We start from the raw sequence: 19,367 nt of genomic DNA, 5'->3' as shown, positions 1-19,367 counted from the left end.
TGCTTAGAGCCATAAGATTTAGTGCTCAATTAGGCTTTACTATAGACACAAAAACTTACAATGCTATCAAAGATAATGTTCAGTTTATCAAGAATATAAGTAGTGAGCGAATCAGGGATGAATTATGTAAAATTCTACTTTCTGATAACCCTTCTCAAGGAATAAAAATGCTGAGAGAAACTAATATGCTTTCAATAATTCTCCCAGAAGTAAATGACCTTGTTTGCTACACACCACTTTGTAATAATCATAATAGGAATGTATTTACTCACACTTTAAAGGTTTTGGATAACACATATACTAACCTTAATTTAAGATTAGCTGCTTTATTTCATGATATAGGTAAAATTAATACTATTACAGCATTACCTAATGGTCACTATTATTTTCCTGGTCATAGTGAAGAAGGAGCTAAAATGGTGGTACATGTACTTAAGCGCCTTAAATTTGATAATTTAACTATTGAAAGTATATCTGCACTTATCAAACATCACCTTGTTTTAAATGTTTCTTACATGCCTACAGATGGTGAAATTAAAAGACTTATTAATAATGTTGGTAAGGAAAATATCTTCATTTTATTTGATTTACAAAGAGCTGATATAAATGCACTATGGGATCCTATTCCTTTCTTAAAGAAAGTTGATTTTATGGAAAGCAGAACAAAATTTATCTTAGATAATAATGAACCATTAACTTTAAAAGATTTAGCCATTGATGGAAAAACTTTAATTGCTGAATTAAATCTTCTTCCTGGCAAGAAAGTAGGCATAATTCTGCATAAGCTTTTAGAAGCTGTGCTTGATGATAAAAATCTTAACTGCAAAGATCAATTAATAAATCTTGCTAAAAAATATAAGGAGCTTATGGCTTAGCCACAAGCTCCTTATATTTTAAATTTCCAATACTACTTCTTTGTCTAAAGCAAATAAATAAAGATATATCTCTTTAACTCTACTTTCTGTGATTTTTTCTAAGGCCTCTTTATAATATTTCATTTGAATCTTATATCTTTCTATAATTTCTTCTTCATTTCCTTCTTCAAGATAATCTGTCTTATAATCAAATAATACTATCCCATCCTCTTCCTTAAAGAATCCATCTATTATTCCTTGTAATCTAATCTTTTCATTTTGATAGATTTCCTTATTAAGCTCTGGATTGATATTTAAACTGCTTATTTCTGTAAAGAAAGGTAATTCTCGATGAACCATTCTTCCTTCTTCATGAGCTTTTAATATTCTCTTTCCTAACTCACTTTTAAAGAAACTAAATATCTTTGTATATCTAATAACTTTTGCTTCTTTTTCTGTTAATGATTTATTTAAAACAAGCTCTTCAATTTGTTTTTTAATCTCAGATACGCTGCCTACTCTGTCAAAATCTAATCTTAACATAATATAGTGCATAAGAGTTCCTTTTTCAGCTGCAGTAAATCCTTTTTCTTCTTGCAAGAATTTAGGCTTAATTATTTCCCTCTCTCTAAATACTTCTAAAGTTTCTGCTTCATCTTCATACTGAAAATCTTTACGTTTTAAATCTGATACAGATACGTTGCTTGGAAGTATTGAGCCTTCTTCGTATTTATATTTATATGATAATCTTCTCTTTATTTCTTTATCCACAGATATATTAGTAGCTGTTATATTTAAAGTGTTTTCTTCAATTTTATCCACAGGCTCTAAATTTTTATCCCCAAGAATATCTCCTTTTCTCCACAGGCAAATATCCCAATTAGAAAAATCATTCACAATAAGGTCTCTATATGCACCACATTGTTCCCTTAGTTCTTCCCCATGCCTATGTTTACAAATTGCCATGGCAATCCAGTCTAAATATGACTTTCCTTTTAATACTTCTGATGGCAATATTATATTTTCATCTAAGGATGCCGCACTTACCCAATTTTTTATAGATTTATCTAAGTTTCTTGTAGCACCAGTAATAATTAGCTTTTCCTTGGCTCTTGTAAAAGCAACATATAATATTCTCATTTCTTCTGATAATGTTTCAAGTCTTATCCTCTTCTTTATAGCTTCCTTAGCCAAGGTGCTATATGAATTTCTATTTTTTAAATTAACAAAGTCAGGACCAAATCCTAATTCTTCATGGAACAATATTGAACTATTTAAATCCATTAAATTAAATTGTTTTCCCATTCCACAAGTAAATACTATAGGGAATTCAAGCCCTTTGCTTTTGTGTATACTCATAATTCTTACAACATCTTCATGTTCCCCAAGAATCTTTGCACTCCCCATATCACCTGAAGATTTTCGTAGCTTATTAATAAAAGTTATAAAATTGAATAATCCCTTAAAACTAGTGCTTTCATATTGCTTAGCACGCTGGAATAATATCTTTAAATTAGCCTGTCTTAATGTTCCATTAGGCATTGCTCCCACATATCCATAATAAGCAGTATCCATATATAAGTACCATATAAATTCATCTATTGGTGTATATATTGTTTTATTTCTCCACTTATCTAAATCACTGATAACCTTGTTACATTTTGCTTTTAAAGTATCACTTACTTCATATTCATCATCATAAATATCTTTGATAATTTCATAAAAATATCTTTCCTTATTAAGTAATCTTATTTCACTAAGTTCTTCTGCTGTGAAGCCCATTATTGGCGATTTAAGCACAGCTATCATAGGAACATCTTGTAATGGATTATCAATGATTTTTAATAAAGACATAATTGTCCTTATTTCTATTGATTCAAAATATCCACTACCTGTATCAGCATAAACAGGAATTCCTTCAGCGCCTAACTCATCAAGAAATATTTCCGACCAATTTTTTGTTGCTCTTAAAAGAATCACTATATCTTTATATTTAACATCTCTATATACTTTTGTTTCCTTATCAAATACCTTGAACCTTTTACCATCTTTAGTTTCAAATAATTCTTTTATTCTCTTACTTACTAGTTTAGCTTCTAAAGAAATAGCATCTACTACTTCTTCTTCTGATTCTTGTAGTTCTTCCTCTACCCCTTCTTCAGCTTCATTACCAGACTTATCAATCATATGAAGTTCAATATTTCCGCCTACTTCAGAATCTTCATCATTGTTTTCCAGGAAAGCAGCACCTAAATGTAATGCCTCATCATCTGTATATTCCAATTCTCCAACAACATTAGACATTACCATTTTAAATATAAAGTTAACACCTCTTAAAACTTCATCTCTACTTCTAAAATTCTTATAAAGCTGTATCTTTCTTTCTCTTCCTACTGAAACTAAAGGATATCTATTATATTTATCTAAAAATAGTTCTGGTTTTGCCTGTCTAAATCTATAAATGCTTTGCTTTACATCACCAACCATAAACACATTAGGATTATCACCATTTTTTCTTGATACAAGGTCAATAATTGTTTCTTGTACATTGTTAGAATCTTGATACTCATCTACTAGTACTTCATCAAAAAATTCTTTAAAATGCTCTGCCACAGATGAAGGTATTATATTATTATTCTCATCTCTATCAATAAGTATCTTTAAACATAAATGTTCTAAATCATTAAAATCTAATAGATTTTTTTCTCTTTTCTTTTCATTGAATTTATTTAATAAATCTAAAGTTATTCTTGATAATTCCTTCATATAAGGATATACATCTTTTATTCCTTGTAAACTCTCTTCTGGTGTAAGGGTAAAACTATCTTCTGTTAATGACTTTATCTTTTTCTTTACAGCATCTCTGATGGATTTTACAGTTTCTTGAGCATTTTCATCAGCAACAGCACTTTTTCTTACAGTCTTTAATTTAGTAAATACTACGCCATTTAAAGCTGCATATATCTCTGCTAAACCATGATTTAAAGATTCATAGACATTTTTTAAACATTCTAAATCTCCTCTAAAAGTATCTAAATATGCTTCTAGCCCTTCTGTATCATTGATTATTTCAATGGCTTTATGATACATATTGATAAATCCTTTAACTTCTACCCTTATATTATCCTTTAATATTTCCACCCATTTTGTCTTATCTAATTCTTCTAAGGTACTTATATTAAATTCCTCTGCTTTTTCAATAAGCCACCTTTCTGGCCATGGTCCACTCATGGAAAATTTATAAAGATTTAAAATAATATCTTTTAACTTTTCATCATCTTTTGCACTGCTATATGCTTCCACTAATTCTTTAAAATACTGATTATCTTCTTCATAAAGTTCTTCAAAAATATCTTCAATTATTTCATTCTTCATCAGAGTTATTTCTGTTTCATCTGCAATTCTAAAGGAAGGATCTAAATCTATAGTATAAAAATAATTTTTTATTACATCTAAGCAAAATGAGTGCATTGTAGTTATATTGGCCCTGCTTAAAAGAGTAAGCTGCTTTTGTAGATTCTTAGAATTTGGATTCTTCTCCAAAGCTTTTGATATAGCTGCTGCTATTCTTTCTCTCATTTCTGCAGCTGCAGCTGAAGTAAATGTAACAACTAATAATTTATCTATATCTACTGGATTTTCTTCATTAGTTATTATCTTTATTATTCTTTCAACAAGTACTGCAGTTTTTCCTGAACCAGCAGCTGCTGCCACTAAAAGGTTACATCTTCTTGTATCTATTGCCTGCTGCTGCTCATCTGTCCATTTAGTTTCCGACATTATTATCCTCCTTTTGATATTCAACTCTATTTTTCATACACTCCCATATTTCTTCTTTATCTTTATTTAGGAGCACTTTATATTTATTATCTTTTATGGATGTATCAAACTGACATATTGATGAATAGTCACAATAATCACAATAAGTTACCTTTAATGACTTTGTAGGCTCAATCTTTATCTGACCACTAAGCATTTCATCACATAATTCAACCATCTTATCATTAACATATTTTCTTAATATCTCAAATTGTTCTTCTGTTACTACAGAACTTGTGCTAGAAAAATCACCATCTTTTTTAAAGGTAGCAGGTATTATAAGTGAATAAGTCTCCATATCTTTATCCATTGCCTTAACTAACTTGGCATCCTTTAATAAAAGCCCATTCATCTTTAATTTCTTTAATACCTCATCTTTTATTTCATCATCTTCTAATGCCTTCTTAGACTTTATTATTGGGTCATCAATTTTAAAGTATAATATTGCTCCTGGCATACATTGTTCATGTAAGATATGTTGTGAATTTTTAAGTATGGCATCTAAATAAACTAATAACTGTATCTGCAATCCATAATATAATTCATTTAAATCGAAAGTTTTAGAACCTGATTTATAATCAACTATTCTAATATAGGTTTCACCATCAATTACTGCCTTATCAATTCTATCTACTCTTCCTTTAAGATATACTTTCTCCTTTGATGGTAACTCTAATGTTATAGGTTCAGAATCTTTAAAGTCACCAAAATCAAATTCACTTTTAAATATATCAAATTCTCCTTTTTTCATTTGTTCAGATATTACCACCACAGATTTAGTTATTATTCTTTTAAATCTACCAGCAAAATATTGATACTTTTTACTACTATTTAATATAGAATTTTCCTCATTCTTAAGCTTAGTATCCACTAATTCATTAACAATTTGTGCACATTTATTTTTATCTAAATCAATCCAAGCTATATTTTCTTTCTTTATTTTGTTAGTGAATTTATCTAATATATCATGCATAAATGCTCCTAAATCTGGTGCTGTAAACTCATATATCTTTCTATCTTTTGCCTTAAGTCCATACTGTATATAATAGCTAAAAGGACATTGTGCATATTTTTCTAATCTTGATACACTAAACATAAATCGTCCATTATCATCAGCATATAATTTTTTAATTAAATCCCTTGGTATATTTTCCACTAAATTTGAATAAGTAAGCCCCTTAAATATCACATCCGATTTCAATTTAAATTCTTCACTTTCTTCAAACCATTTATATGCTTGCACCCAGTAATCCTCAATTTCCTCTTTTTCAAATTCACGTCTCATGGCAGTTACCATTTCATTAAAAGTAGGTATTGGTGCAGTTATCTTATTAAACTTATCTTCTTTAATATTTATATTATATATTTCACTTTCTTCCTGTAGATTTCTAAATATCTTTTTCATTCTTGGTATGATTATTGAAGGTCTTAGCGATTTTCCTTCAAAATCTGCCATTGGATAAGTTATCATAAGATATTCTGATGCAATAGTTAAGGCAGTATACACCATAAATTGTTCTTCAAAAATTCTACTTCTAGTATCTGAAGCTATTTCTATACCTAATTCTTTTAATTCAATTCTATCTTCATCAGACAATATTCCTTCATTTTTATTAGCTGACGGTAGTACTCCATCATTAGCTCCTACTATATATAATGCTTTTACTTCACGTCCTTTTATTCTTGCAATATCTCCTACATTTACTTGATCTAAAGACATAGGTATTACACCTACTTCATGTTCTTCAAAACCTGAGCTAAGAATTCTAGCAAAAGTTTTTATATCTGTTACTTCATCACCTAATACTTCAACTGCTTGATCTAATATATCCATAACAATTTGAGGCACCTGACTATATTCCTTTACCTTATCCTGTAAACCAATTTTTTCAAATTCATCAATCCATTCATCTATGGTTTCTAGAGCATTTATTTCCACAAGCAATTCGTATATGGCTATACAGTATTCTTTTACTGAATTTTCATTGCCAACTTTTCTATATAAATTAATTATTGGTCTTCTTATTTCCTCCATTATCTCGGCAATTTCTATTTCATCTTTACTTGGCTCTTCAATTTCTTTTAATAACTCACCAGTCCATCTATAACCCCTTATACCATTAAGTAGTATATGATTTTCTAACTTATCAATAAATTCTCTATCTAATTTGATTAGTCCACTCTTAACATACTTAAATACACTTTCATATGACCAATTAGATATTAATATTTCTAAAGTTGATAAAATTAACACCACTAAAGGATTACTTAATATTTCTCTTTTTTTATCTAAAAATACAGGAATGTTATATTCATTAAAAATAACGCTAGTTATCTTATCATAACTATCAATATCCCTACATACAACAGCTATATCCTTATATCTATAATTTTTATCTCTTACTAACCTTACTATATCCTGAGCAACCCATTCCATTTCACTATAGCTATTATTAGCTTTATATAACCTGATATCCTTAACTTTTCCCTTATATGTTTTAAATGGATAAGTAAATAAATGTTTTTCTATATGAGCAAGTTCCTCACTTTGTTTAAATCTATATGGAATGTCTTTATTTAAATTAATAGGTTTTTCATAAGGAATATTATTTTCCTCCATTAACTTTAAAATCTTATATTCTGTATTCTTAATGGCATCAAATATATCTGTTTCTTCATCATTTTTACCTTCACTACATAAAGTTATATTGACTCTCTTACATCTCTTAGCCAAAATCTTTATTATTTCCATCTGCTGAGGAGTAAAGGTTGTAAATTCATCAATCCATATTTCTGCGTCTCTATACATTTGGCTTTCTTTTAATTTTTCTGCTAAAAGTGATAATACATCTTCTGAATCTATATAATTCTTATGTAAATTATCATTAAATTTATTATAAATAAAAGACAAATCTTTGATTTTATCCTTTAACTCACCTTCATTTAATTCTTCTTTTTTATTTATTAAAATTTCCTCTGCAATATTGTACTTTTTAAACTCTGTTATTGTCTTTGATACCACTCCTACAAAGCCTTGCTTTCTACTTATCTTATTAAAGTAATGCAAATCATCCATATTTTCCTTTAATAATTTATAAATAAGCATGTTTTTTCCTGAATCTTCAATTATATTTTCTGTACGTCCACCAACTCTATCAAAAACTCTGTTTGCCATTCTCTTAAAGCTTAATACCTCTGCCCTAAGAAGTGATTTTTCACCGGTATGCTCTAATAGCTTCTTTTCGCTTTGAAATGTATACTGATCTGGTACTAATAATATAAGTTTATTATCTTTATCACATTCTCTTATTTTTTTATCTATAGATTTTAAGCAGAATTCACTTTTTCCTGAACCAGCTCTACCAAAAATAAATCTTATGCCCATTTCTTACTCCTTTTTTTTATATTCTTCTTCCAATATGCCCATTAAAACAGTATCTAAATATATTCCTTTAAAATAATATTTCTGTCTCCTTTTTCCCTCTTCAATAAATCCACATTTCTTATAGCAATTAATTGCTGCTATATTATCCTCAACTACTTCTAATTCTACCTTATGAGCTTTTTTATTTTTAAAGAGATATCTAAGCATGGCTTTAATGCTATTTTCGCCATACCCCATTCTCCAATATTTTCTTCCTATGCATATGCCTATATAATATACATCACTAACATAATTAGATTTTCTATATGATATTATTCCCACCATAATTCCCTTAGTATTTACTATGGCATAATTCTTCTTTGATCTCATTTGAAAATATTTATAATTTTCCTTTATATATTCTTTCGATGCAAAGGAAGTATATCCACCATCATATTTTAATACATCGTCATTTACACATAATTCATAAGCTCTATCTATATCTTCCTTAACTACTTCCCTTAAATATAACCCTTTACCATATATCATTTTAACATCCCCTCATAGCTCTCTTTTCCTCATTTAATAATACTCCTTATGATAATTATGTACAAAAAAATTGCTCTAAAACAGTTATTAATTGTCTTAAAGCAATTTTTTTATATAATTATATCTATTCCATTATAGCTAAAGCTGCAGCTCCTAAAACTCCTGCTTGTCCACCTAATTTGGCTTTTTCTATTGAGCATGAATCAACAAATACTTTCATACATCTTTTAGCTACTTCTTCTTTAATAGCTTCTAAAACAATGTCTCCACCATTTATTACGCCTCCACCAATAACAACTTTTTCTGGATCAAAGCTTGTAATAACATTAGCTACTGTAATTCCTAAATAAGTTAATGACGTATTTAAAATTTCCTTTGCTACCCTATCACCTTTAGCAGCTTCTATAAATACTTCTTTTGATGTTACATCATCATAATTTTTTAATGATGTTTCCGCATTTGAGTTAACAGCTTCTTTAGCTCTTTTTCCTATGGCAGTTCCTGATGCTAAGCTTTCTGCACACCCTAAATTTCCACATCCACATCTTGTTCTTTCTTGAGATATTGTAGTATGACCGATTTCTAAAGCATTTCCTGTACTTCCTCTAAATATTTTACCATTAAGTATAGCACCTCCACCAATACCAGTACTTACAGTCATATAAATCATATTTTCAGTACCTTTTCCAGCTCCAAATCTATACTCTCCTAATGTTGCAACATTTGCATCGTTATCTAAGTAAGTTGGTAAATCATATTTTGCTCTTATTTTTCCTACTAATTCGAAGTTTTCAAATGGAAGATTTGGCGATTCCATTACAATTCCTTCTTTTAAATCTAAAGCACCTGGAGCACCAATTCCTATAGCCTTTATTAATTCTTTATCAGTTCCCTCTATTACATAGTCAATTGTATCCATCATTCTATTAATAACAGCTTCTTCGCCTTCAAAAGCTAACGTTTCTACAACTTTTTCTTTTATTATAGTTCCATCTAAGTCTACTAAAGCTGTGTATATCTTAGTTCCACCTAAATCTAAACCTACAACATATTTTTTTGACATAATAAATCTCTCCTTTTCACCTGATAGCACCACATGAAAAGTATAACATTTACTGTTAATATTTACAATTACAAACTTGCGTATTCTTAAACAACAAAAAAGACATCTAAATAATATTAGATGTCTTATGGCGGAGAAACCGGGATTTGAACCCGGGCGCCAGTTGCCCGACCTACGCCCTTAGCAGGGGCGCCTCTTCAGCCACTTGAGTATTTCTCCATGTGCCTTCATACTTTAATTTTAAAGTTATGTGGCGGAGAGAGTGGGATTCGAACCCACGGTACGCTCACACGCACGCCGGTTTTCAAGACCGGTGCCTTAAACCAACTCGACCATCTCTCCTTGACAATGATTATTATATCAGCCACTCCATATAAGTGTCAACACTTTTTTTTAAATTTTTTTCTTTTTTTTAAAATGTGATTTTTACTGAGCTTTTATCCCTTTTTTCCTTCCTTAATTTACTATTAATAAAATTAAATTTCTTCTAATTATAAACTTTAATGTATTTTTCTCCGACTATTTAATATAAGACATTCAATATAATAATTTAAATAAATATTACTGGAGGTATATTATGTTATTTTCAAGGAAAAAAACAGCCCCTACAACAGATACTGTTAAAATTACTACGGAAACTCAAATAAAAGAAACTCCTTCAAAATCAGATACTGTTATTGAAGTTATAAAAGCAACAACAAAATCATTATCTGAAACTATTGATAAACATAATGAAATTAATAGAGAACACTTAGCATTACAAAATATAGTAAATACTGCTAATAAACAAATTAATGAAATAGAATCATTAGGTAATACTATGAGTAACCTAGCTGAAACTATCAATATTAATACAACTTCTCTTTTAGAAAGTACTAATATTGCTGTTGATAAATCAAAGGATAGCAAAAATGCTATTTCTGATATCGTAACAATAATTGAAACTCTTCAAAAGCAAAATGAAGAAACATATAAAAGTATTAAAGAATTGGTGAATAGTTACAATGAAATAAGCAATATTACTAATATAATTAACAATATTGCCAACCAAACTAACCTTCTTGCTTTAAATGCTGCCATTGAAGCTGCTAGAGCTGGTGAACATGGAAAAGGATTTGCTGTTGTTGCTGATGAAATAAGAAAGCTTGCTGAAATTACTAAACAAAACACTACAGATATATCTAATTTAATTAGTGGAATTAAAACTGAAACAGATGCTGTTCTTAAAAATTCTGAAACAAGCAATGATGTAGTTGAAAAAGGTGTTAATATAACAATTAATGCTTCTAAAACTTTAGATGAATCTCTAGAAAATATTCTATTAACAGATTCTAATGTACATAGACTTATTTCAACACTTAATGAGCAATCTATTAATTTAAATAAATCTAATGAAATAGGTATTTCCGTAAGCTCTAAAATAAAGAATATCAATGAAAGCTTAGTTTCAAATATAAATAAATCAGAAATATTAGAGAAACAATTAAACAAAATTATTAAAGATGTAAACTCTTCTTTAAAATAAATATAATATTAAAAGATAAAAGCAGCTATAATAGCTACTTTTATCTTTTTTGTAATTATTTGAATATAAATAGTATGTTATATTAATTTTCCTATTCTAAAGGCTTACACTGAAAAAATTAACATAACTACTAGCATTAATGTATAGACCCTAGCTTCTCATACATTAAAAAAAGCAATTAACTTCAGTTAATTGCTTTGGCGGAGAGAGTGGGATTCGAACCCACGGTACGCTCACACGCACGCCGGTTTTCAAGACCGGTGCCTTAAACCAACTCGACCATCTCTCCTCGGAACGTTTTTTATTATATCAGCATGTAATATATTATGTCAACACTTTTTCAAAAAAATTTTTTTAATTAATTTTATACATAAAAAATGATGAATTTAGAATAAAAACATTATTCTAAATTCATCATATTGTCTAAAGATATTTTAATATTTTATTATTCAGAAAGTTGTCCATGTTTTTCATAATTAGTAATTCTACTAATTTTATTTTCTTCATTTACAAAGACAACCTTTGGTTTATGATTCTTTACCTCTTCTGTATCTAAATCACAATAAGCCATTAATATTATTTTATCTCCAACTTGTACACATCTTGCAGCTGCTCCATTTAAACAAATCATTCCTGTTCCTCTTTCACCTGCTATAGTGTATGTCTCAAATCTAGCCCCATTATCTATATCTACAATATGCACCTTTTCATACTCATATATTCCAGCTGCATCTAATAAATCCTTATCAACTGTAATACTTCCCACATAGTTTAATTCAGCTTGTACTACTGTTGCTCTGTGTATCTTACCCTTTAACATATTCACTTTCATTGTTTTTTCTCCCCTTGCTATAATTCATATATGAAATTATCTATTAATCTTGTTTTACCTATAAATACTGCTATTGCAACTAATATAGATTTGCTTATTTCTTTAACTTCTTCTAATGAATTACTGTCTACTATTTCTATATAATCAATTTTAGCTAATTTTTCAGATTTAATATTATTTTCTATAACTTCAATTATATTAACTGCATTTCTTTCCCCACTTTGAATTTTTTCCTTAGCTAACTTTAATGACTTATTTAAAATAGTAGCTGCTTTTCTTTCCTCTAATGATAAATAAGTATTTCTTGAACTTTTAGCTAGGCCATCCTCTTCCCTTATAATAGGACATCCTATTATTTCAATATCAATATTTAAATCTCTAACCATCCTTTTAATTACAGCTAATTGTTGTGCATCCTTTTCTCCAAAATATGCTCTATCTGGAGAAACTATATTAAATAACTTAGTTACAACAGTACATACTCCCCTAAAATGTATAGGCCTGCTTTTACCACATAACCCTTTTGTTAATCCATTCATATCTACAAATGTAGAAAAATCATTAAAATACATTTCCTCATTTTCAGGATGGAATATAAGATCAGCACCAGCCTTTTCACATACTTCACTATCTCTTTTTAAATCCCTTGGATAGCTTGCTAAATCTTCTTTTGGTCCAAATTGCATAGGATTTACAAATATACTTACAACTACTTTATCATTTTCTTCATAAGCCCTTTTTATAAGGCTTTCATGACCTTCATGTAAATATCCCATAGTTGGAACAAAGCCCACTGTTAACCCTTGCTTCTTCCATTCCTTTACTTGGTTTCTTACATCATTTATTTTTCCTACAATTCTCATTTTTTCTTCCCCTTTTAATATAACTTTTCAATTACTTCATCACTTATTTTAAAAGAATGTTCTTCTGCTGGGAAAACTCCATCTTTAACCTCTTCAATATATTTTCTAAATGCTATATTCATTTTTTCACCTAAATTTTCATATTTTTTAACAAACTTAGGTGTAAAATCGCTAAATAATCCTAACATATCTTGATAAACAAGGATTTGACCATCACAATTTACTCCTGCTCCTATTCCTATTGTTGGAATGGATAATTTTTCACTTATTATTGCTGCTAATTTAGCTGGAACACATTCTAATACAACTGCAAAAGCTCCTGCCTTTTCTATTGCTAAAGCTTCCTCAATAAGTTTTTTAGCTGCTTCTTCATCCTTTCCTTGAACTTTAAATCCACCAAATGCATTAACTGATTGTGGCGTTAATCCAATATGCCCCATAACAGGTATTGATGCTTTTACTATTGCTTCTATTTTGTCACAAACTTCAATTCCACCTTCTAATTTAACTGCTTGTGCTCGTCCTTCTTTAATTAGTCTTCCTGCATTAACTACAGCATCATAAACGCATGTCTGATAAGACATAAAAGGCATATCTGCAATCACTAAAGTATTTTTAGCACCTCTAGTTACTGCACTAGTATGATGTATCATATCTTCCATTGTAACTGATAAGGTATCTTCATACCCTAAACAAACCATTCCTAAAGAATCCCCTACTAAAATTCCATTTATCTCTGCTTCATCAATTATTTTTGCTGTTGAATAATCATATGCCGTAAGCATAGAAAGTTTCTCATTTTTTTGTTTAGCTTCTTTAAAAGTAACTACTGTATTTTTCATAATCATTCTCCCAAATATTCTTCTAAATTTTTATAATCCCTATTTAAGTTTTTTACTTTTGCTATTTTTAATATATTTCTTGATAATAATCTATATAATTCCTTATCCTCTTCTCTCAAAACATTTAAATGATTAATAACAGTAACTAAATCACCTCTTTCTACTGGTCCTGTTAAGCTATCAATAACCCCTTTCTCCTTAATGTTCTTTAAATTAAATTCTATTAATGGATAAAGTGCTTTCATAGCTGTTTCTTTTGTAAATCCACAATCTTCAAGATAATTAATTGCATTGTTAATTAACCCTAATATAAGATTGCTAACTGTTACTGATGCAGCATGATAAAGTGATTTATTTTCCTTTGAAATAATCGCTACATCATTTCCTAAACTAGAAAAAAGATGCTTAAAATATTCAATATGTTTATTGTGTCCTTCAATTGTAATAAATGCTTGAGATAAATTTTTGTAAGAATTATATTTGTCTGAAATAGCAAACATTGGGTGAATAGAATAACCATAGGCACCATGATTATTTATATTTGAAAAGATTTCTGAAGAAATAGAGCCACTACAATGACATATCAATTTATCTTTGATTGATAACCTATTAATTTTATTCCAAACTCCTTGTATTTCACTATCAGGTGTTGTAATAAATATAGCATCACTATCTTCAATTAACATTTCTAAGTTGTCATATTTTTTGGTACCTGTAAAGATTGCAGCTTCTTTAGCTGAATGCTTGCTCTTACTATAGTACCCATTTAAGTCTATATTATTTTCTTTTAGATATTTTCCTAAGGAAAAGCCAACCTTTCCTGCTCCAATAAATCCAAATTTCATAATTATCACCCCCTAAAAGAGCATGATAGTAATTAGTCTCATTCAAAATTGATATGAGCTATTTCTTTTAATCTTTAAATTTTCAAATATATAAGGTGCGGTTTAATTAAAATACCACCCGTATTAAATCTATCATATTTCTAAAATTTGTCAATATTTATTGTATGATACTTAATTTCTATTTTATTAAATATAAAATCCACTGGTATAACTAACTTTAATTTCTTTTATGCATAAAAAAGGGGGCTGTCGCACTAAAGCTTTTATACACAATATATTGTTTTAAAAAATAAAAATTAAACAATATATTGTAGTATTTATTCTTAATGCTACATCCCTCTTTATATTACTTTTATTATCTTATTACTTCTTTTCCACCCATGTAAGGTCTTAATGCTTCTGGAATATTTATTGATCCATCTTCATTTAAGTTATTTTCTAAAAATGAAATTAACATTCTTGGTGGAGCAACAACTGTGTTATTTAAAGTATGTGCAAAGTACTTTCCTTTTTCTCCATTTACACGAATCTTCAATCTTCTAGCTTGTGCATCACCTAAATTAGAACAACTTCCAACTTCAAAGTATTTCTTTTGTCTTGGAGACCATGCTTCTACGTCTATAGATTTAACCTTAAGATCTGCTAAATCTCCTGAACAACATTCTAATGTTCTAACTGGGATATCTAATGAACGGAATAAATCTACTGTATTCTTCCATAACTTATCAAACCATTCTTTACTTTCTTCTGGCTTACAAACAACTATCATTTCTTGTTTTTCAAATTGATGAATTCTATAAACTCCTCTTTCTTCAATTCCATGAGCACCCTTTTCTTTTCTGAAACATGGTGAATAACTAGTTAAAGTTTGAGGAAGATTTTCTTCTTTTATTATAGTATCAATGAACTTACCAATCATAGAATGTTCACTAGTTCCTATTAAATATAAATCTTCACCTTCTATTTTATACATCATTGATTCCATTTCAGCAAAGCTCATAACACCTGTAACAACTTCGCTACGAATCATAAATGGAGGTATACAATATGTAAATCCTCTATCAATCATGAAATCTCTTGCATAAGAAAGTATTCCTGATTGTAATCTAGCAATATCTCCCATTAAATAATAAAATCCATTACCAGCTACTTTTCTAGCACTATCTAAATCTATACCATTTAATTTTTCCATTATTTCTGTGTGATAAGGTATTTCAAATTCTGGAACTACTGGTTCACCAAACTTTTCAACTTCTACATTTTCACTATCATCTTTTCCTATTGGAACACTTGGATCTATGATGTTAGGAAGAACTAACATAATTTTTCTTATTTTTTCTTGAAGTTCAGTTTCTTTAATTTCTAATTCTGCAAGAGCAGTAGCTTGAGCATTAACTTTATTCTTTAATTCTTCAGCCTCTTCTCTTTTTCCTTGAGCCATTAATGCTCCAATTTGTTTTGAAAGTGTCTTTCTGTTTGATCTTAAAGCATCAGCTTCTTGTTGTGCTTTTCTATTTTCAACATCTAATGCGATTACTTCATCAACTAAAGGAAGCTTTTGATCTTGAAACTTATTTTTAATGTTTTCTTTAACTATCTCTGGATTTTCTCTTACAAATTTTAAATCTAGCATAATATCCTCCATATTTATAATAAATTTTTTAATAAAAAAAGAGCCTTCTACTCCCTATAAAGGGACGAAAGACTCCGTGTTACCACCCTAATTGATAATAAGTAACTTATTATCCACTCATATATTTTAACGACAATGCCGTACTGCTCATCACAGTCCCTCCAAGGTGGATTCATAAAATAATCATATTAGTTCTCACCAACCACTAACTCTCTGAAATTACTTATTTTATTACTAGCCTTTTCAACGGTTTAATTTAATATATTATTATCTTTAATATATTATAATAATATATGTTCTGTCAATATATTTCCATATATTAACTTTATTTTGATAAAATATCTTTTGTACAAATTATATCTAAGCCTGTATTCAATATATTTTTACATATTATACTTCCCTTTTTAATAGGAACACTTACATAAAGCCTACTGATGACTTTTGATAACTGTATCCATTTGCTTTTTTCTACTTCTGCACTACTTTTCACCGGAATAACCTTATATCTTTCACTACCTTTTACTCTGACTACTGAAGTGAATATCTCTTTATTATCCATACTTTCCCCTTCTATATATCTTTAAACTCTTTTATTCTACTATATATTATTTTTGAATTTTTTGAATCATCTACTATATCAGTTATCTTTTTATCTAATTCTCTTGCTAATATGCTTATTATCTTTTCATTGCAATATGAACCATGACAATTACCAAAACCTGCACCAGTTCTTCTTTTTACACCTTTTACAGTTCTAGCACCCAAAGGTCTTCTGATACAATCCACAATTTCACCTTCACTTACATTGTTGCAGTTGCATATTATCTTTCCATATCTTCCATCAACCTTAATAGCTTCATTTAATTCTTCTCTATTCATTTGTCTTAATCTATAAAAATCTCTTCTTTTATCAATGAAATTTTTCTTTAATGTACAATTTAAATTATTAGTAAGAGTATCACATATCATCTTTGCTAAAGCTGGTGCTAATGTTATCTTACCATAATGAGTTCCTATTATACTTATATATCCTTTATCTATCTCACTATCATCTACAACTATTGAATCCTTATCATAGCTCTCTCTAAATAAATTATTTATAATACTCTTATTTAAGTCCTTCAGCATTACTCCAACATAGCTTAGATTATCTTCTAAACTAGTTTTTTCACTACTTTTTACACCAATTAAAGAACCTCCATTAATAACTGGTGTAGAAACAACAAAAGTATCCTTATCAAAGGTCTGTGTTACAACATTATTTAATTTATTTTTATATTTATCATCAACTAATATATATGACATATTCTTAAAGCTATCTTCTTCCGCTTCAGAAATCTTTTCTTTGACAACACCTTTTTCATTTATATATATTTCATCTGCAATAGTATTTATAACTACTTTACAAGTGAATTTATTTCTATTGGTAGCTACTCTAAATCCCTTATTTATTTTTTCTATATTTAAAACTTCTTCTTCTAATCTAAAGTTAACACCATTTTCTGATGCTACTTCTGCATAAGCAATAGCCAAATCATATGGTGCTACAATTGCAACATTTTTTGAGTATAGTCCTTTTTTTATATCAGTATTTATATTAGGCTCTATCTTTTTAACTTCATCACCATTAATTAGGCATATATCATCAATACCTCTCTTAACAGCTCTATCATACATTTCTTTTAGCTTAAGTACGCCATTATCATCATTTACTACTCTCAATGCTCCAATTCTTTTAAAAGGAACATTAAATCTACTACATAAATTCTCTAATAAAGTGTTTCCAATATACTCTAGGCCTGACATAACATTATTAGATGTCTCTGATCCATCATAAACTATAGCAGTATTAACAAAAGATATATCATCTGCTATATCATATTCCTTTTCTATTACTGCTATATTTAAATTATATTTGGATAATTCATATGCTGCAGCACAACCTATGATTCCTCCTCCTAATACTAAAACATCATAATCCATATTTTAATTTCCCCTATTCTATAAAATAAATCCCTTTTCACTTAATTCACTCTTTATAAGTTCCATATTTTCTTCTGAATCTGCTGATATGGTATGAAGGTGAACTCCATTAGTTAATGCTGATAGTGGTTTTGCATCTATTTTTTCAAAATAGCCTGTAAATTTATTTAAATCATTAAGATTCTTTATTTTTAATATACCTCTTATTTCTCCATATAAAGGATGTTCAACAATTACATCTTCTATTATTCCACCATACTTTACAATTATCTCTAATTCATTTTCCATTTCATCTTCAGTATGATTTACTGCTATAACTGACTTTATTCTATTATCTAAATTATCATTTATCATATATCCATCAGGCGTTGCTATAATATTTTTACCTGCTGCCCTTAAGATTGCTATATCTTTTACTATTACTTGCCTCGTAACATTAAAATATATTGCTAATTCAGAGCCTTTTATAGCTTTCTTTTCTTTAACTAGATTCCTTATTATTTCCTCTCTTCTTTCGTTAGCTGTCATTGCTCCACCTCAAAACTAGTTCTTATTATCACTTTCTCTTATTATATCTAGCAATTTATTATTACCAGAAAATTTATCATTATGATGAAATTCTATTGCTTCTAAAAATTCCTTATCATATTTATTATATTCTTTTAATAATGTTGCTCCCTTTTCTCCATGATTATAATAGATATCTATATTTTTTATATTATCTAATCTTCGTAACTTTCCATTAGTTATCTTATTTAAAATAACTAATATAGATTTTTCAAATATATTTAAACTATGTTCTCCTTTACCTATATCATGAAGTAATGAAATCTTCCCAATTATTTTATCATCTATTTTAATATTTTTTTCTTTTGATATATTTATTGCATCTTTACATACCCTTATACTATGATGCTTCTCATTATGTTTTAATTTATTAAATAATTCTTTTTCTTTAGAGTCTAAAAATTTATCTACATATTTATAATCTATTTCCTTAAAGTTAGACCCTATTGCCCATAAAAATTGTTTAACTCTATATAACATATATATTTCCTCTTTATGTTTGCTTTTAATTTAATAATAACATTAAATATTTACTAAATAAATATTTATATAACAAAAAAAGTTACGATATAAATCGTAACTTTTATGGTGGAGATAAAGAGATTCGAACTCTTGACCCCCTGCGTGC

The 19,367-nt window shown here is 28.5% G+C and carries 15 protein-coding genes, 3 tRNA genes and 1 other annotated feature; of the genes, 2 read left to right on the top strand and 16 right to left on the bottom strand.

The window, feature by feature from the left end; translation table 11 throughout:
* On the top strand, positions 1-875 hold an 875-nt coding region (locus Q5O29_RS01380), incomplete at its 5' end, for an HD domain-containing protein (RefSeq protein ID WP_302631556.1).
* Positions 876-893: 18 nt separating this feature from the next.
* Here Q5O29_RS01380 and addA read toward each other — a convergent pair.
* From addA to Q5O29_RS01350, 6 genes are all read right to left on the bottom strand, one after another.
* Positions 894-4,634 carry a helicase-exonuclease AddAB subunit AddA gene (gene addA, locus Q5O29_RS01375; RefSeq protein ID WP_022211236.1) on the bottom strand — a complete coding sequence of 1,247 codons (3,741 nt, stop codon included), beginning with the start codon at positions 4,632-4,634 and terminating at the stop codon, positions 894-896.
* Complete coding sequence (gene addB, locus Q5O29_RS01370) at positions 4,621-8,058, bottom strand: helicase-exonuclease AddAB subunit AddB (RefSeq protein ID WP_022211235.1); 3,438 nt, start codon at positions 8,056-8,058, stop codon at positions 4,621-4,623. Before addB ends, addA begins: the two co-directional genes overlap by 14 nt.
* Before the next feature lie 3 nt (positions 8,059-8,061).
* Positions 8,062-8,586, bottom strand: a complete 525-nt coding sequence (locus tag Q5O29_RS01365) for a GNAT family N-acetyltransferase (protein ID WP_022211234.1) — start codon at positions 8,584-8,586, stop codon at positions 8,062-8,064.
* A 124-nt stretch (positions 8,587-8,710) separates the two neighbouring features.
* Positions 8,711-9,649, bottom strand: a complete 939-nt coding sequence (locus Q5O29_RS01360) for an ROK family protein (RefSeq protein WP_022211233.1) — start codon at positions 9,647-9,649, stop codon at positions 8,711-8,713.
* 128 nt (positions 9,650-9,777) lie between these two features.
* A tRNA-Ser gene (locus Q5O29_RS01355) sits at positions 9,778-9,868 on the bottom strand.
* Between the two features lie 32 nt (positions 9,869-9,900).
* Positions 9,901-9,991, bottom strand: a tRNA-Ser gene (locus tag Q5O29_RS01350).
* A 235-nt stretch (positions 9,992-10,226) separates the two neighbouring features.
* Between Q5O29_RS01350 and Q5O29_RS01345 the strand changes: the two genes are divergently transcribed.
* Complete coding sequence (locus tag Q5O29_RS01345; protein ID WP_022211232.1) at positions 10,227-11,174, top strand: methyl-accepting chemotaxis protein; 948 nt, start codon at positions 10,227-10,229, stop codon at positions 11,172-11,174.
* A 198-nt stretch (positions 11,175-11,372) separates the two neighbouring features.
* On the opposite strand, the gene Q5O29_RS01340 is transcribed toward Q5O29_RS01345, so the two are convergent.
* From Q5O29_RS01340 to Q5O29_RS01295, 10 genes are all read right to left on the bottom strand, one after another.
* Positions 11,373-11,463: transfer RNA gene (locus Q5O29_RS01340), tRNA-Ser, on the bottom strand.
* A gap of 156 nt (positions 11,464-11,619) precedes the next feature.
* Complete coding sequence (gene panD / locus Q5O29_RS01335) at positions 11,620-12,006, bottom strand: aspartate 1-decarboxylase (protein ID WP_022211231.1); 387 nt, start codon at positions 12,004-12,006, stop codon at positions 11,620-11,622.
* Positions 12,007-12,023: 17 nt separating this feature from the next.
* Positions 12,024-12,869 carry a pantoate--beta-alanine ligase gene (gene panC, locus Q5O29_RS01330; RefSeq protein WP_022211230.1) on the bottom strand — a complete coding sequence of 282 codons (846 nt, stop codon included), beginning with the start codon at positions 12,867-12,869 and terminating at the stop codon, positions 12,024-12,026.
* 14 nt (positions 12,870-12,883) lie between these two features.
* Positions 12,884-13,711, bottom strand: coding sequence for a 3-methyl-2-oxobutanoate hydroxymethyltransferase (panB, locus tag Q5O29_RS01325; RefSeq protein ID WP_022211229.1), 828 nt, complete (start codon positions 13,709-13,711; stop codon positions 12,884-12,886).
* Between the two features lie 2 nt (positions 13,712-13,713).
* The gene (locus tag Q5O29_RS01320) at positions 13,714-14,556 is read right to left on the bottom strand and encodes a Rossmann-like and DUF2520 domain-containing protein (protein ID WP_022211228.1); all 843 of its coding nucleotides are present in this window, start codon (positions 14,554-14,556) and stop codon (positions 13,714-13,716) included.
* Between the two features lie 355 nt (positions 14,557-14,911).
* Positions 14,912-16,189, bottom strand: coding sequence for a serine--tRNA ligase (gene serS, locus Q5O29_RS01315; protein ID WP_022211227.1), 1,278 nt, complete (start codon positions 16,187-16,189; stop codon positions 14,912-14,914).
* Between the two features lie 57 nt (positions 16,190-16,246).
* Positions 16,247-16,445 (bottom strand) — a binding site (T-box leader).
* 69 nt (positions 16,446-16,514) lie between these two features.
* Positions 16,515-16,748, bottom strand: coding sequence for a DUF1667 domain-containing protein (locus Q5O29_RS01310; protein ID WP_022211226.1), 234 nt, complete (start codon positions 16,746-16,748; stop codon positions 16,515-16,517).
* 11 nt (positions 16,749-16,759) lie between these two features.
* Positions 16,760-18,172, bottom strand: a complete 1,413-nt coding sequence (locus tag Q5O29_RS01305) for an NAD(P)/FAD-dependent oxidoreductase (RefSeq protein ID WP_022211225.1) — start codon at positions 18,170-18,172, stop codon at positions 16,760-16,762.
* Positions 18,173-18,190: 18 nt separating this feature from the next.
* On the bottom strand, positions 18,191-18,700 hold the full coding sequence (locus tag Q5O29_RS01300; RefSeq protein ID WP_022211224.1) for a transcription repressor NadR: 510 nt from the start codon (positions 18,698-18,700) through the stop codon (positions 18,191-18,193).
* Positions 18,701-18,715: 15 nt separating this feature from the next.
* Entirely contained in the window at positions 18,716-19,219 is a 504-nt protein-coding gene (locus Q5O29_RS01295) for an HDIG domain-containing metalloprotein (protein ID WP_022211223.1), read from the bottom strand.
* Positions 19,220-19,367: the final 148 nt, after the last annotated feature.

Source organism: Clostridium sp. CAG:265 (genome assembly GCF_000436575.1).
Classification (GTDB): Bacteria; Bacillota; Clostridia; order Clostridiales; family Clostridiaceae; genus Clostridium; species Clostridium lentum.
This window is presented reverse-complemented; position numbering and strand designations above follow the sequence as displayed.